General features: G+C 68.5%; 15 protein-coding genes and 1 pseudogene. 7 read left to right on the top strand and 9 right to left on the bottom strand.

What is annotated here, in order from left to right; all coding sequences use genetic code 11:
• Positions 1-230, top strand: a 230-nt coding sequence (locus H537_RS41890; RefSeq protein ID WP_043458438.1) for a formate dehydrogenase accessory sulfurtransferase FdhD, incomplete at its 5' end; no start/stop codon positions are given.
• Between the two features lies 1 nt (position 231).
• Positions 232-456 carry a formate dehydrogenase subunit delta gene (locus H537_RS0108790; RefSeq protein WP_028997624.1) on the top strand — a complete coding sequence of 75 codons (225 nt, stop codon included), beginning with the start codon at positions 232-234 and terminating at the stop codon, positions 454-456.
• Here H537_RS0108790 and H537_RS0108795 read toward each other — a convergent pair.
• The 5 genes from H537_RS0108795 to H537_RS41895 all read right to left on the bottom strand — a co-directional run bounded on the left by H537_RS0108795 (position 453) and on the right by H537_RS41895 (position 4277).
• Positions 453-782 (bottom strand): thiosulfate oxidation carrier complex protein SoxZ, encoded by a 330-nt coding sequence (locus H537_RS0108795; protein WP_028997625.1) that lies wholly within the window; start codon positions 780-782, stop codon positions 453-455. The two genes, H537_RS0108790 and H537_RS0108795, sit on opposite strands and share 4 nt — an antisense overlap.
• A gap of 9 nt (positions 783-791) precedes the next feature.
• Positions 792-1271, bottom strand: coding sequence for a thiosulfate oxidation carrier protein SoxY (locus tag H537_RS0108800; protein ID WP_028997626.1), 480 nt, complete (start codon positions 1269-1271; stop codon positions 792-794).
• A 16-nt stretch (positions 1272-1287) separates the two neighbouring features.
• Complete coding sequence (locus H537_RS0108805) at positions 1288-2625, bottom strand: NAD(P)/FAD-dependent oxidoreductase (protein ID WP_028997627.1); 1338 nt, start codon at positions 2623-2625, stop codon at positions 1288-1290.
• A 72-nt stretch (positions 2626-2697) separates the two neighbouring features.
• Positions 2698-3978 (bottom strand): NAD(P)/FAD-dependent oxidoreductase, encoded by a 1281-nt coding sequence (locus H537_RS0108810; RefSeq protein ID WP_028997628.1) that lies wholly within the window; start codon positions 3976-3978, stop codon positions 2698-2700.
• Positions 3975-4277: a c-type cytochrome gene (locus tag H537_RS41895; protein WP_156901553.1), complete on the bottom strand. Its 303-nt coding sequence runs from the start codon at positions 4275-4277 to the stop codon at positions 3975-3977. The genes H537_RS0108810 and H537_RS41895 overlap by 4 nt, the downstream gene beginning before the upstream one ends.
• Positions 4278-4692: 415 nt before the next feature.
• Between H537_RS41895 and H537_RS55480 the strand changes: the two are divergent.
• The 3 genes and pseudogenes from H537_RS55480 to H537_RS0108825 all read left to right on the top strand — a co-directional run.
• A pseudogene (locus H537_RS55480) lies at positions 4693-4874 on the top strand (hypothetical protein); the annotation flags it as partial.
• Positions 4875-5034: 160 nt separating this feature from the next.
• Complete coding sequence (locus tag H537_RS0108820) at positions 5035-5997, top strand: Bug family tripartite tricarboxylate transporter substrate binding protein (protein WP_028997629.1); 963 nt, start codon at positions 5035-5037, stop codon at positions 5995-5997.
• 197 nt (positions 5998-6194) lie between these two features.
• Positions 6195-7841 carry a tannase/feruloyl esterase family alpha/beta hydrolase gene (locus H537_RS0108825; RefSeq protein ID WP_028997630.1) on the top strand — a complete coding sequence of 549 codons (1647 nt, stop codon included), beginning with the start codon at positions 6195-6197 and terminating at the stop codon, positions 7839-7841.
• A gap of 9 nt (positions 7842-7850) precedes the next feature.
• On the opposite strand, the gene H537_RS0108830 is transcribed toward H537_RS0108825, so the two are convergent.
• The 3 genes from H537_RS0108830 to H537_RS0108840 all read right to left on the bottom strand — a co-directional run bounded on the left by H537_RS0108830 (position 7851) and on the right by H537_RS0108840 (position 10896).
• Positions 7851-9101: an NAD(P)/FAD-dependent oxidoreductase gene (locus H537_RS0108830; protein ID WP_043458439.1), complete on the bottom strand. Its 1251-nt coding sequence runs from the start codon at positions 9099-9101 to the stop codon at positions 7851-7853.
• A gap of 2 nt (positions 9102-9103) precedes the next feature.
• The gene (locus H537_RS0108835) at positions 9104-9427 is read right to left on the bottom strand and encodes a 2Fe-2S iron-sulfur cluster-binding protein (protein ID WP_028997632.1); all 324 of its coding nucleotides are present in this window, start codon (positions 9425-9427) and stop codon (positions 9104-9106) included.
• Positions 9428-9720: 293 nt separating this feature from the next.
• Complete coding sequence (locus H537_RS0108840) at positions 9721-10896, bottom strand: cytochrome P450 (protein ID WP_028997633.1); 1176 nt, start codon at positions 10894-10896, stop codon at positions 9721-9723.
• Positions 10897-11015: 119 nt separating this feature from the next.
• On the opposite strand from H537_RS0108840, the gene H537_RS0108845 reads away from it, so the two are divergent.
• Entirely contained in the window at positions 11016-11948 is a 933-nt protein-coding gene (locus H537_RS0108845; protein WP_043458440.1) for a helix-turn-helix domain-containing protein, read from the top strand.
• A gap of 255 nt (positions 11949-12203) precedes the next feature.
• Positions 12204-13391 carry an OpgC domain-containing protein gene (opgC, locus tag H537_RS0108850; protein WP_028997635.1) on the top strand — a complete coding sequence of 396 codons (1188 nt, stop codon included), beginning with the start codon at positions 12204-12206 and terminating at the stop codon, positions 13389-13391.
• Between the two features lie 9 nt (positions 13392-13400).
• Here opgC and H537_RS0108855 read toward each other — a convergent pair whose 3' ends face one another.
• The gene (locus H537_RS0108855) at positions 13401-14867 is read right to left on the bottom strand and encodes a GH1 family beta-glucosidase (protein WP_043458441.1); all 1467 of its coding nucleotides are present in this window, start codon (positions 14865-14867) and stop codon (positions 13401-13403) included.
• Between the last annotated feature and the right edge of the window lie 13 nt (positions 14868-14880).

The following is a 14880-nucleotide window of genomic DNA, read 5'->3' on the forward strand; positions in this document are numbered from 1 at the left end:
TCTGCATCACCAGCCGCGCCAGCTTCGAGATGGTGCAGAAGTGCGCCCGCGCCGGCGTCGCGGCGCTGGCGGCGGTGTCCGCGCCGACGGCACTGGCCGTGGAGACGGCCGCCGGCTGCGGCCTGCTGCTGATGGGCTTCGTGCGCGGCGAGGACCTGGTGGCCTACACCAGCGCCGACCGGCTCGGCTTGCAAGCGGCCGACGAGATTGATCTTTCAACCAAGAACTGACATGGACGTTCACAACCTCGTGCACATGGCCAACCGCATCGGCGACTTCTTCCAGGCCATGCCCGACCGCGAAGAGGCCATCGACGGCATCGCGCAGCACCTGCACAAGTTCTGGGAGCCGCGCATGCGCCGGCTGATGCTGGAGCACGTGGACCAGACCGGCACCGCCGCGCTGCATCCGCTGGTGGCGCAGGCCCTGGAACGCCGGCGCGAGGCGCTGCGCTAGGCCAGCGTGATCGCCTTGCGCGCCTCCTGCCTCGATGCCTGCTCATCGATCCAGGCCAGCACCAGCTCGCCGCTTTCGCGCGCGATGAACGTGAACTCGATGTAGGGGTTCTGGGCGATGCTGATCCCGGGCTCCCAGGCGAACAGCAGCGCCGGACCCAGCCGGGCTTCGAACGCCTTGACGATGTTGCGCGCACGCACCTGGCCCGTGGCGGGGTCGGTGCGCAGGCCGCTTTCCATCACGTGCTCGACCTGAGCCCGCACGCGGACCAGCTCTCCCTTGGCCGGCCGGGCATTGCTGACCCAGACCCGTGGCGGTGTTGCCATGGCGACCTCCTACATGCCGCAGCCGCTGCCGGCCACGGTGACGTCCTGCCTGGCCACCAGCACCCGGCCGTCGCTCATGCGGGCCAGGGCATGGATGGCCTGCGTCTGGCTCAGGCGCACCCGCACGGCCGCTTCCGCCGTGCCCTGGGTCGGCGTGAACTTGAAGCGGCAGACCAGCGGCGACGGATTCGCTTCCGCCAGCAGGACGATCTCCTCGCAGTGATGGCTGTCCGTGATGGGCAGCGTCACCCGCGCCTTGACGGGCACCGCGCTCGGGTTGTCGGCCAACGCAGGCACGTCCAGGTGCAGCCCCTCCTCCACCGGCGTGGCCCCGCCGAGGAACTCGCTCATCGCCCGCCTGAACTCGGCGGGATTCGGGGCCAGCGGGTCGGGCGGCACCGACTGGGATTGGGCCCGAGCCCAGCCTGCTGGCAGCGCCAGGGTCGTCCCCAGCGTGGCGCCCTGCGCGACAAAATCTCGTCGTCTCATCGAATGCACAACCGCTTCAGATGGCCAGGAAATCCTGGAATTTCTGCCGCGCCCAGGCGAAATCTTCCTTGACCATGTCTTCGTTCCTCACGTCCATGTCGATCTGGGTCTGGATGACCTTGCCGGTCGGATCGACCTCGTATTCGAACTTGACCGAGATTTCCTCCTGCGGCTCGGCATTGACCATCATGTAGCACAGGTTGTCGGGCAGCCGGGCGATGACCGGCTTGCCGGCCACGCGCTCGGCGATGTTCCGCGCCACGATCCTGCCCACGTAATTGGCGACATGGCCGCTCTTGGGATAGTGGCCGAACTGGTCCGAGATCGGGCCCATCAAGTCGCCGACGAAATAGACGCTGTCGTCGCCGTTCGCCTGGAACAGGCGCGGATGCATGTCGGCCCAGCCGGTGGGCTTGCCGCTGGCGTCCTTGCCGATCAGGCCGGCATGCCAAACCATGTCCGCAGCCTGGTGCGGCGGCATCAGGATCGCGTCATCGAACTTGAATTCCCCGGCGGCCGTCTTGATGCGCTTGTTGAACGGGTCCACCTCTTGCACCCGGGCATTGGGCACGTGCGTGATGATGTCCGGATACAGCTCCTGGAACGCCAATTGGTATCCCATGCTGATCGGCGCCACCCGGGGTTTCGGGTCGAGAATCAGGATCTTGCCGGGAATCTTGTTTTTCTTGATGTGCCAGGCGATCAGGCAGGCGCGCTCATACGGCGACGGCGGACAGCGGTGCGGCGGGGGCGGCAGGGTCATGACCAGCGTCCCACCCTTGAATTCCTTGACCTTGCGCTTGAGCGCGAACATCTCGGCATTGGGAATGTAGGCCGAGGGAAAATGCATGCGCGTGTGGTCGATGGCGCGCTGGTCGTTGCCGAACCAGGCCTCGTAATCGTTGCGGATGCCGCCCGACAAGATCAGGTAGTCGTATTCGACCAAGCCGTGGGCGGTACGCACCAGCTTGCGGTCGCGCTCGAAACCGGTGACCTCCGTCTGCAGCAGCTTGTAGCCGTAGGTATTGGCCGGCCGCAGCATGTCGTGGTTCAAGAAATCGGTGTTCACGACGTCGACGAGCCATTTGTTGCTCATCGGTCCCGACCAGAAGCTGGCATTGCGCTCCAGCAGCACCACGTCGGAATTCGGAATCAGCTCGCGCAGGTAGCGCGCCGCCGTGAGGCCACCCCAGCCCCCGCCGCAAATGACGATGCGCGGCTTGCTGCCTTCACGCGGCAGGATGCGCGACTGGGGCGTGATGACCGCCGGGGCGGCCTGTGCCAGGCCCGGCAGCGCCGCGGTACCGGCGAGCGCCACGGCGGGCGGGGTGATCAGGAAATTACGGCGTTTCAAGGTTGTTGCCCTCCACGAGGCGAATCTGTATTGAGGAATTTCGTTCGGTACGTTCCGTACGCTGCGCGGCGCTCAAGCGCCCCAGACATCGGCGCTGATGGCGGCATACCAGGCCGCGCCATACCGGGCCTCCGCGGCCCGGAAGGCGGCATTCGCGTCCAACGGGCTCACGCCGCCGGAATGGGGAATCTCGGCCATTTGCCCCTGCTCGGCGCGGTACACGCCCGCCACCGAAATGCCATAGCCGGGCCCGATGAGGCTGTAGCAGGTATTGGCATAGGAAGCGGCCGGCAATGGCTGGCCCGTCAATTCCGCGGCAATGGCCGCGGCGGCCATCTTGCCCTGGGTATTGGCCGCGAAGGCAGACTTGGGCATCGGCGCCGCGATGGTCGCGTCGCCCAAGGCGTAAATGCCGGGCACGCGCCGGGTCTCGAAGCTTTCCGCCTTGACGGGCACCCAGCCGCTGGCATCGGTCACGCCGGCGCGCTCGGCAATCCAACCGGCCTTCTGCGGCGGAATCACGTTGAGCACCGCGGCCTTGAGCACACGGCCGAAATTGGTCTCCACCTCCAGCGCCTTGGCGTACACGCGGACGACCTGCCCGTCGTCGGCCAGGCCGACCCATTCGATCATGTCGCCGTACAGCGCTTTCCAGCCCTGCTGGAACAGTGCTTTCTTGGAGAAATTGTCCTTGGCGTCGAGAAGCAGGATCTTGGAGCGCGGCTTGTGGTGCTTGAAGTAGTGGGCCACCATCGCCGCCCGCTCATAAGGGCCGGGCGGGCAACGGAAAGGATTGTCCGGAATCACCATGACGAAAGTGCCGCCGTTCTCCATCGCCTCCATTTGCCGCCGCAGCAACCGGGTTTGCGCACCGGCTTTCCAGGCATGGGGCGCCATTTCGGCCGCGGCCTCGTCATAGCCCTGCAGCGCATTCCAGCGCATGTCCACGCCGGGAGACAGAACCAGACGGTCCCAGGGCAATTTATGGCCCGTGGACAGAGTGATTTCCCGCCGGCTTGCATCCACGTCCACTGCTTGGGCATGGACGATTTCAATGCCTGCCGTCCGCAGGGTGTCAAAGCCATGCCCGATGCTGTCCCAGTCCCGCAACCCGGCCAGGTACAAATTGGAAAATGGGCAGGTGTAAAACCGCTGTACGGGTTCGACCAGCGTCACCTGCACCTGCGGTGCCCGCATTTTCAGGTAACGCGCCGCGGTGGCGCCGCCAAAACCGCCGCCCACGACCACGACCCGGGCGGAAGCCGCCTGGGCCCGCACGATGGCGGGCAGGCCCAGCGCCATGCTGCCGGCCGCAGCGCGGCCCAAAATCTTCCGACGCGAGACGCCGCTCATTTCGAATCGTCCCGGGCAAACCATTTCGCCAGCGCCGCGATCTGGGCCTCGTCATAGCCCTTCATCAACCGGGGCATGACCGTCGCATCGGGCGTGCTGCCTTCGCGGAAAGCCATGAGGCGGGCACGCAGGCGTTCCTCGCCCAAGCCGCGCAAACCAGGAATCGGGCCGGAAGACCGGCCGTCCGGGCCGTGGCAATTGGCGCATGTGCCCGCCAGGACCGATATCGATTCGACCGACAGGGCCGCGGCGAAGGCAGGCCCGGCAGCGGCCCAGCCCAAGCCGGCGAACGGGATCAAGAATCGGACGAGGAAGCGTGAAATATGCACGGTACAGCCGGAACATGAAGCGGCCGGGATTGTAGTCAGGCCGCACGGCCGCGCACGGTGTTTCACGCCTGTGCCCGACGCTTTTTCATTACCGTTGCGCGGTGCGCGCCGGGGCAGTTCGGAAGGCCGCTTGATCCGGGACGAAAACACGCCTGCCCACCCAATTGGATTTCAACACCTGCGAACGTCGCTTCAAGTCGTTTGCGCCGCTTCCACGACATTTTGTCGATCACCCTATGACAAATTTTCGCGCATCCCGTCAAATACTTATGCTGACCGTTGCAAATCATTAACCAGCGGCCAGCACTCAAATACTCCCGGAGTATTCATTCATATGACCACACTCCGCACCGCAAAAGCATGACGAGACGGACGGAGATATTTCATGGACATGAACCGGAGGCAGCTCTTCCGGACCAACGGGGCGGGGCTCATGGGCTCCGCCCTGGTGGCGATGGGTTTCTCGCCCACGCTTGCTCTGGTCGAAACCCGCCACTCGAACTCGCCCGCGCCACGGAAACCCGCAATACCTGCCCGTATCGCTCGGTGGGTTGCGGCATCCTGATGTAGGCGAAGGACGTCACGCCCCGACGGTGGCCAGTCTGGCCCCGACAGCTGGGGCTACGAGCTCGACGAGCCGGCCGCGGCGCTGTCGCACTCTGGGATGACAGACCTTGCGCCGATGGCGCCCCACACTGGGCCGCATCACGACAAGGAGACAACCGCCATGCGCCGCCGCCACCTGCTCCTGAGCCTGAGCCTCAGCGCCCTCGCCCTGCCCCCGCTGGCCGCCCACGCGCAAAGCCCGCTGAAACTCGTCGTCGGCTTCCCGCCCGGCACCGGCCCGGACGTGCTGGCGCGCACGCTGGGGCAGAAGCTGGGCGAGCTGATGAAGCAGCCGCTGGTGATCGACAACCGCGCCGGCGCCGGCGGTCAGATCGCCACCCAGGCCGTGGCCAAGAGCGCGCCCGATGGCAGCACCGTGCTGCTGGGCGAGGTCGGCTCCATCGCCATCGCGCCCGCGGCCTACAGCAAGCTGCCCTACGACCCGACGCGCGAGCTCGTGCCCGTGGCGGAAGTGGTGCGTTCGGACTTCATCCTGGTCGTGCCGGCCAGCTCGGCGGTCAAGGACGTCAAGGGCTTCATCGACGCGTCCAAGGCCAAGAAGGACCGCGTCAACTTCGCCACCTTCGGCGCCGGCACGCCGGGCCACTTCGGCGCGGAGCTGCTGGCCGAGCAGGCGCAGTTCAAGATCGAACCGGTGCACTACCGCGCCACGGGCGACGCCATCACGGCGCTGGTGTCCGGGGACGTGCAGGCCGCCTTCGTCTCCACGGCGCTGGCGGTGCCGCAGGTCAAGGGCGGCAAGCTGCGCGCGCTGGCGACCACCGCCGCGACGCGCTCGCCGCTGCTGCCGGAGGTACCCACCTTCAACGAAGCCGGCTGGCCCAAGGTGGACTTCTCGGCTTGGTTCACGCTGTTCGTGCCCACCGGCACGCCCGCCAACGTCATTGACCAGCTCGGCCGCCAGGCCGTGGCCGCGGTGCAGGCGCCCGACGTGCGCCAGAAGCTCGTGGAAGCCGGCTTCACCGTCACCGGCGCCTCGCGCGCGGACGCCGAGCGCACCGTGAAGGCCGAAACCCAGCGCTGGGCCGGCATCGTCAAGGCCAGCGGCTTCAAGGCGGACTGATCTCGATTCCGCGAAGTTTCCGGACTTTCCAACGCCGTTCGGGCTGAGCTTGCCGAAGCCCCGCGGTGACCACTGAGCGCCAGCCGTTCGACAGGGCTTGTCCTGAGCTCGTCGAAGGGCTCAGGGCGCACGGGAAAGTCTTGTCCGGTGATTTCGCGGTCCGTGAGTTTCTGAAGAAGTACCGAGGAGACAAAACCATGCAAGGGAACAAGACCCTGGTCGCCGCCGCCTGCGCGGCCGTGCTGTCCGCCTGCGGCGGCGGCAACGACGCACCGGCCCCCGCCGCACCGCCCGCGGAGACGCCGCTGGCGCTGGACTGCGCCCGCATCGCCGAGCAGGCGTTGCCCGGCACGGCGCTCACGCTCACCACGGCCACCGTGGCCGCCGGCACCGTGATCAGCGCGAACACGCTGCCCGAGCACTGCGTGGTCACCGGCAAGCTGAACCCGCGCACGGGCGCGGACGGCAAGCCCTACTACATCGGCTTCGAGCTGCGCCTGCCCAAGACCTGGAACGGCCGCTTCATGTTCCAGGGCGGCGGCGGCAACGACGGCGCGATCCGCCCCGCGCTGGGTGCGCTCGCGGGCGGCAGCTCCCTCGTCGGGCTGCAGACCGGCGCGCTCGCCAAGGGCTTCGCGGTGGTCAGCACCGACGCCGGCCACCAGGGCACCGACGCCACCTTCGGCCTGGACCCGCAGGCGCGCGTGGACCACGCCTACAACAGCTACGAGAAGGTGACGGTGATCGCCAAGGAGCTGATCGCCCGCGCCTACGGCCGCGCGCCGGACCGCTCCTACTTCGTCGGCTGCTCCGGCGGCGGGCGCCAGGCCATGCTGTTCCCGCAGCGCTTCCCCAGCTACTTCGACGGCATCGCCGCCAATGCGCCGGCCATCAAGGTGTCCAAGGAGGCGACGATGGCCTCGGTGTGGAGCACCATCGGCTACCAGGCCATCGCCCCGGGCGGCATCCTCAGCCAGGCGCTGTCGGACGCGGACCTGAAGCTCGTCGCCAACGCCGTGGCGCAGCGCTGCGACGGCCTGGACGGCGCGGTGGACGGCATCGTCGGCGCCAACCCGTCGGCCTGCAATTTCGACCCCGTGGTGCTGCAGTGCAGCGGCAACGTCAAGACCGACAGCTGCCTCACGACCGAGCAGATCGGCGCGCTCAAGCGCGACTTCGGCGGCCCGCGCAACTCGGCCGGCCAGCAGCTCTACGCCACTTGGCCCTGGGACACCGGCATCGCCGGCCCGGACTGGCGCAACTGGCGCCTGGGCAGCTCCAACACCACGACGGCCAACTCGCGCAACGTCACGCTCATCGCCGCCGACGCGCTGCGGCTGGAGTTCCTCACGCCGCCCGACCCGACCTTCAACTTCATGGCGTTCAACTTTGACACCGATCCGGCGCGGCTGGATGCCTATGCGAGCATCTACAGCACCACGTCCACCGACGTGGGCGCGTACAAGGGCCGCGGCGGCAAGATGCTGATCGTGCACGGCACCAGCGACCCGATCTTCTCGGCCAACGACTCCATCGACTACTACGAGCGCCTGGCCGCAGCCAATGGCGGCGCGGCCGCCACGCAGGACTTCGCGCGGCTGTTCCTGGTGCCGGGCATGAACCACTGCGCCAACTCGGGCGGCCCGGCCACCGACCTCTACGACTCGCTCACGCCGCTGGTGGAGTGGGTGGAAAAGGGCACGGCGCCGGATCGCATCGTCGCCAAGGCTTCGGCCACCGCGCCCTGGCCCGGCCGCACCCGCCCGCTGTGCCCGTACCCGAAGATCGCCAAGTACAACGGGTCGGGCAGCGTGGAGGACGCGGCGAATTTCCGCTGCGAGTGAGGCGACGTTTCAGCGAGCCAGCAACGACGCCAGGTCGAACCCGGCGTCGGCCACCTGCTCCGGCGCCGGCGACACGCCCGCCTCCAGCAGCTTGCGCGCCAGCAGGTGCACCTTGGCGTCGTTGACCGAATCGACCGCCACCAGCCGCCCGGCGCGGTAGTGGAAGACCGAGAAGGCCGCGCCGCCCAGCTCGCCGCGCAGCGCCCAGGCGTCGGCGCCGCCGGACAGGCCCGCCATCTGCAGCTTGCGCTCGTACTGGTCGGACCAGAACCAAGGCGTGGCGGTGAAAGGCCGCTCCTGCCCCAGCAGCGCCGCGGCGGCCGACTTGGCCTGCTCCGTGGCGTTGTGCACCGACTCCAGCCGCAGCAGGCTGCCGTCGGCCAGGCGCCGCGCGGTGTTGTCGCCGGCGGCGACGATGAGCGGGTCCGAAGTGCGCGCGCAGGCGTCCACGACGATGCCCTGCTCGCACGCCAGCCCGGCCGCGCGCGCCAGTGCGTCGTTGGCGCTCACGCCCACGCCCAGCACCACCAGCCCGCAAGGCAGCCGCCGGCCATCGACCAGCTGCACCGCCACGGCCTCGCCGCCCTCGGCCACGATGTGCTCGATGCGCGACTGCAGCACCAGCTCCACGCCATGGCCGCGGTGCAGATCGGCAAACCAGTCCGACAGCATCGGCGCCAGCACGCGGCCCAGCAGCCGGGGACCGGCCTCCAGCACCGTGACCGACAAACCTTTCTTGCGCGCCGTGGCCGCCACTTCCAGCCCGATGAAGCCGCCGCCGATCACCACCACCGGCAACTGCTTCTCGGCGCAACGCGCCAGCGCGGCGGCCATGCGGCTGGCGTCGTCGCGTGAGCGCAGTGGCAGCACGTTGGAGGCGTCCGCACCCGGCAGCGCCAGCGTGCGCGGCGCCGCGCCGGTGGCCAGCACCAGGCCGGCATAGGGCAGCGAGCTGCCGTCGGCCAGCCGCACCTGCCGCGCTTCGCGGTCGATGGCGACGGCCCGCGTGCCGGTGCGCAGCGTGATGCCCTTCTTTGCCAGCATCTCCGGCACGCGCAGCATCAGCTGGGCCTCGCCGATCTCGCCCGCCAGCCAGCCCTTGGACAGCGGCGGGCGGTGGTACGGCCCATGCGGCTCGTCACCCAGCAGCGTGATCGGCCCGGCGTGGCCGCCGCTGCGCAGCGCCTCGGCCGCGAGCGTGCCGGCCTGCCCGGCGCCGATGATTACCACGGGACCGTCGGCGGCGAGGGGGGCAGCCATGCTCACTCCTGGCACTCGGGCAGCGTCACGGTGGCGCCGTCCAGCGCGGCGCTGGCCTTGATCTGGCAGGCCAGGCGGCTGTTGGCGCGGCGTTCGGCGGCGACGTTCTCCAGCATGCCGAGCTCGTTGTCCTGCGGCGGGGGCAGCAGCGACATCAGCCGGTCATCGACGTAGCAGTGGCAGGTGGCGCAGGCACAGGAGCCGCCGCACTCGCCCAGCATGCCGTCCACGCCGTTGGCGCTGGCGGCCTGCATCAGGCTCCAGCCCTCGGGCACGTCCAGCGGGACCGTGTTGCCGGAAGGTTCTACGAAGGTGATCTGGGGCATGGGGGTTCTCTTTCTGAGGGATTGATTGGTGGCCGTTGGCCGTGAGCTGGGCCGCTTCGCCGACCGATTCGTCATCCCCGCGCAGGCTGGGATCCAGGCGGTCCCACGCCAGAGCGAAGCACGGGCGCAGCGAACGAGAGCACGAGGGTTACCGGTGTGCCGCCCAATCGGCTTGCGGCCGGCTTGGGGTCCGCCCGGATTACCGCCTTCGCGGGAATGACGAAGTGGAGAGCCTGCGTCGCAGCCTCCGGACAGCACGTTGGAACGTGCCGTGCCGGCTTCGCGCAGCCGCTCTACAGCGCTGCCAGCTCCAGCACCAGCGGGCTGCGGAAGGTGGACGACGGCATCCAGGGCAGTTGCTCATGCACCCGCTTGTAGTCAGGCACGACTTTGTGGAACTCGTCGAAGGCGATCTTCACCGACAGCCGCGCGATGGCCGTGCCCAGGCACGCATGCACGCCGCCGCCGAAGCCCAGGTGGCCGCGCGGCTTGCGCGTGATGTCGTACACGTCCGGGTTGGGGTACTGGCGCTCGTCGCGGTTGCCCGAGCCGTAGGCCAGGCAGACGAAGTCGCCGGCGCGCATGGTCTGTCCGTGCAACGCCACGTCCTTGGTCAGCCGGCGCTTGAAGCGCTGCGCGGAGGTGTTGAAGCGCAGCGACTCCTCGATGGCGTCGGGCAGCAGCGACGGATCGGCCACCACGGCGCGGCGCGCCTCGCGGTGGTCGGCCAGGTTGAGCGCGAACATCATCATGAAGCCGCCCAGCGACTCCACGCCCGCCATGATCAACGTGGTGGTGGTCAGCAGCACCTCGTCCTCGGTAAGGCGGTCACCGTCGATCTCGGCCTGCGCGAAGTTGGAGATCAGGTCGTTGCGCGGCTGTGCGCGGCGCTGCGCGATCACCTCGCTGGCGTAGCGCTTCATCCACTCAAAAGCCGCCAGGTGCTGTGGCCCCTTGGTGCGCGTCACCGGGTCGCTCTGCACCATCAGCACCGCGTTCTCGCGCACCGTCTGCTCGTCCACGGTGGCCTCGTCGCCCGTGGGCAGGCCCAGCGCAGCCATCAGCACGCGCACGGTGAACTTGGCCGAGAAGTCCTTGAAGTCGAAGCTGGCCTTGCCCTGCAGCTCCTGCGCCGCCTCGCGGGCAATGGCGCGGATCGGCTCGGCCAGGCTCTCCAGGTTGCGCTTCATGAAGGCGTGCTGGATCAGGCCGCGCAGGCGGTCGTGGCGCGGGGGATCGCTGGTGCCCAGGGTGGAGCCGGCACGGCCGGGCAGCTCGGTCATGAGGTTGCCGCTGGCCGAGGAGTAGGTCTGCCAGTCCTGCCCGGCGGTCACGATGTCGGCGTAGCGCGAGAGCACCCACATCTGCGCTTCCTCGCTCCAGAAGCACGGGAACTCGTCGCGCAGCCGCTGGTAGGCAGGGAACGGGTCGGCGTCTATGGCCGGCGAGTAGGGATCGAAGCGGAACATCGTCTGTCTCCTCGGTGAGTTCGTTTGATCTGGGACAGGCGAATTGTTGGCGGCCCTGCGGCCCGGGCGCGTGGACGAAGTACCGTGATGGCTTGCACTTTTGACGTGTCTTGCCGCCCATGACCGCCGCCTTGCCCAGCCCGCGCCGCCCGGCCCGCAGCCGATCCTCGGCGCTGCCCGCCTTCGCGCTCTACGGCGAGGCCGGCGCACCCAGCGCCCCGCTGCTGCACGTCGAATCCATCCACTCGCGCAGCCGGCTCTACGACTGGGAGATCGACGCCCACGTGCATCAGGGTTTGCACCAAGTGCTGTGGCTGCGCGAGGGGACGGTGGAGGCCAGCTTGGACGAATCCCGCATCACCGGCGAAGGACCGATGGCGCTGGTCATCCCGCCCAACGTGGCGCATGCCTTCCGTTTCTCGCGCAACTGCGACGGGTACGTCTTCACCGTCAACGCCACGCTGCTGGCCGAGGGCGAGGCCGCCGGCGTAGGCAACGCGCTGCAGACGCTGTTCGCCGCGCCGCGCGCGCTGGCACCGGCGGCCGACGCGCCGGAGCTGCCGCGGCTGCAGGCGCTGTTCGATGCGCTGTACGCCGAGCACGAGGCCAGCAGCGACGACAGCCCGGTGCCGCGCTGGCTGGCGCGCGCGCTGGTGTGGCGCCTGGCGCAGTTGGGCCGGCGCGATGGACAGCCCCCGCGGCGCGACGCCGCGGCGGCGCAGCCGTCGCTCTACACGCGCTGGGTGGTGCTGATGGAGTCGCACTACCGCGAGCACTGGCCGGTGTCGCGCTACGCCGAGCGCTTGGGCCTGTCCACCGAACGGCTCAACCGCATGGTGCGCGCCGAGACCGGGCACAACGCGCAGGCGCTGCTGCACGCGCGGCTGGCGCGCGAGGCCTGCCGGCGCCTGGTGCACGTGGCCGCGCCAGTGTCGCGCCTGGCCTTCGAGCTGGGTTTCGAGGACCCGGCCTACTTCTGCCGCTTCTTCAAGCGCCAGACCGGGCTCTCGCCCACCGACTACAGGCGCCAGGCACAGCAGGCCGCCGGCTGAGCGCTGACCACGACGCCGCTGCGATCTTGAGCGGGCGTACGGGAACTCCGCTTGCCCAATGTGCCCTACACCAGTGATGCCCGCATGTGCATACGCGCACGGATGCCATCACCGGAACCACATTCAACACTCCGAGCCGGGGCCGGCGTACGCACCGCGCTGTCCGGGCCCGGTGAGCGGGGGCAGGCAGTGGATCGAGCGCCTACAGCGTTGCACAGCGCATCGAGTCCGGCGACACATTGGCACTACCCGGACATGCGGGGCGGGCGCGACCTGCGTTTCGACTTCCTGCGCGGCCTGGCCATCCTGTCGCTGGTGACGGCCCACTTTGAGGCCTTCAACTGGAGCAACTTCATCTTCTGGGAGCGGCTGGGCATCGTCACCGGCGCGGAGATGTTTGTCATGGCCGCGGGGCTGGTGCTAGGGCAGATCTTCCGTTACGCGCTGGACCGCGAGCAAGGCATGGAACTGGTCTCGCAGCGGCTACTGCGGCGGGCCTTCGAGTTGTACCGGGCCCAGGTCGGCCTGGTGCTGATCGTGATGGCGGTGGGCGCCCTCGGCTGGTTCGACATGAGCGCGGTAACTACCTTCACCGACCGCTTCGCCGGAAAAACGTACCCGCTCATGCCTGAGCCCGGCAGCCCCTGGCATGTGCAGGTGGGCCAGGTGCTGCTGCTGCAGCGCACGCCGCACCAGATCCAGATTCTCAGCCTCTACGTGATGCTGATGCTGGCCTCGCCGCTGTTCGTCTGGCTGCTCAAGACGCGTCTGCTGGGCGTGTATTTCGTGCTTTCGTGGGCGGTTTACTTCGCTGGGTGGCTCTCGCCCGTGGACTACCGGCTGCTGAACATGCAGTTCGAGTACGCGTTCCCGCTGCCGAACTGGCAGCTGCTCTACACGCACGCGCTGCTGGTGGGCTTCTACCGCCGCGAGATTGCCGCCTGGCTGGCGCACGGCCAGCGCCGGCGCATCGCAACGGGGCTGTGCGTCTACCTTGCGCTGGTTTTCTTCGTATTAGCCCAGGCCACGGCCAACCCGTCGTTCCCGGCCTGGTCACGCCTGGACATCATGGCGCCGCAGACCTACCAGGGGCTGTACGACCTGTATTTCGGCAAGAACCGGCTGGGACCGGGACGCCTGCTCAATGCCGCGATGCTGTTCGCCGCGCTGTACGCGCTGCTCACCTGGTACTGGGTGCCTCTGAACCGCCTGCTGGGCTGGCTGCTGATTCCGTTGGGCGAAGCCAGCCTCTACGTGTTTCTGCTGCACGTGCCCCTGCTCTTCCTCGTGGACCAGCTGCCCGGCTACTTCGACGGCGTCGCCACCTTCGAGGCCAGCTGGCCTGCAATGATCTGGGTCAATACCGTGCTCTACGTCGCCATCATCCTGACGCTGTGGGCCCTGGTTCGGGGCAAGGTGCTGTTCTCGGTCATCCCGCGGTAGGCCGGCGTGTCACACCACCCGGCGGTGCCGGATCACCGCGCCGTACTGCTCGGCCGACAGCTTGGGCGTGCGGCGCTGCGTGTCGAAGTCCACATGCACGAGCCCGAAGCGCTGCGTGCTCAACCCGTCGGCCCATTCGAAGTTGTCCATCAGCGACCAATGGAAGTAGCTGCGCACCGGCATGCCCTCGGCCGTGGCACGTTGCAGCTGCTGCAGGTAATGGCGCGTGTAGGCGATGCGGTCCACGTCCAGCAGTTCGCCGGCGGCATTGGGCGTGTCCTTGGTGCCGCAACCGTTCTCGGTGACATGGATGTGGCGCACGTTCCAGATACTGGAGAGGTGCCGCACCGCCCAGTACAGCCCCTCTGGCCCCATGCGCAGCCACGAGGACTGCGGAAACTTCGGGTAGGTCTCGGGCAGCGGAATCACCTCGTAGCCCGAGTCGCCGTGGATGGCGCGCACGTAGAAGAACGGCGCATAGACGTTGGCGCCGAAGAAGTCCAGCGGCGCGCCAATGGTGCGCATGTCGCCTTCGAGCACGCGCGGCGCGTTCGCGCCCTGCTGCTCCAGCCAGCGCGCCGGGTAGCGGCCCTCCAGCATCGCCGTGGTGTAGCCGCCGTTGACGTCGCGCATGGCGGCCTGCGACGCCGCCACATGCTCCGGCGTCTCGACCACCGGCACGCAGGTCATGATGTTCTCAGCCGGGCCCACCAGTGTGCCGCGGCGCCCACGGGCGCGGATGGCTTGCACCGCCAGCCCATGCGCCAGCAGCGCGTGGTGGCGCACCTGGTTCACGCGCGCGGGCGGCAGCTGCAGCCCCGGGGCATGGATGCCTATCTGGTGCCCCAGCTCGACGAAGGTGAAGAACTCGTTGATAGTGAAAAAATGCTTCACCCGGTCCGACAAGGCGGCGGCCACGTGGCCGGCGTAGTCGGCGAAGGCGTGTGCGGTCTCGCGCCCTTCCCAGCCGCCGAAGCGGTCCTGCAGCGCCTGCGGCAGGTCCCAGTGGAACAAGGTCGCGTAGGGTTGAATGCCGGCCGCGAGCAGACCGTCCACCAGCCGGCTGTAGAAGTCCAGTCCTCGCTGGTTGGGCCGCCCCGTCCCGTCGGGAAAGATGCGCGGCCACGAGATCGAGAACCGGTACGCCTGCAACCCCAAGCGCTTCATCAGCTCGATGTCCTCGCGCCAGCGGTGGTAGTGATCGCAAGCCACGTCGCCGGTGCTGCCGTCCACGATCTTGCCGGGCGTGTGTGCGAAGGTGTCCCAGATGGAAGGCCCCTTGCCGTCGGCCTTGGGCGCGCCCTCGATCTGGTAGGAGGAGGTCGCGGCGCCCCACAGGAAGTCCGGCGGGAATTCCCCGGTGCTTTCCACGCCGGCTGCTGCAGCCGGCGCCACGGGCGCGAGGCCGGTGGCCGCCACGGCCGCCGCCTGGGCCCTAGCCAGTTGAAACAGGGTACGGCGCGACAGTCCGGTCATGCGCAATCTCTCC

The sequence above is a fragment of the Azohydromonas australica DSM 1124 genome (assembly GCF_000430725.1).
Lineage (GTDB): Bacteria > Pseudomonadota > Gammaproteobacteria > Burkholderiales > Burkholderiaceae_C > Azohydromonas > Azohydromonas australica.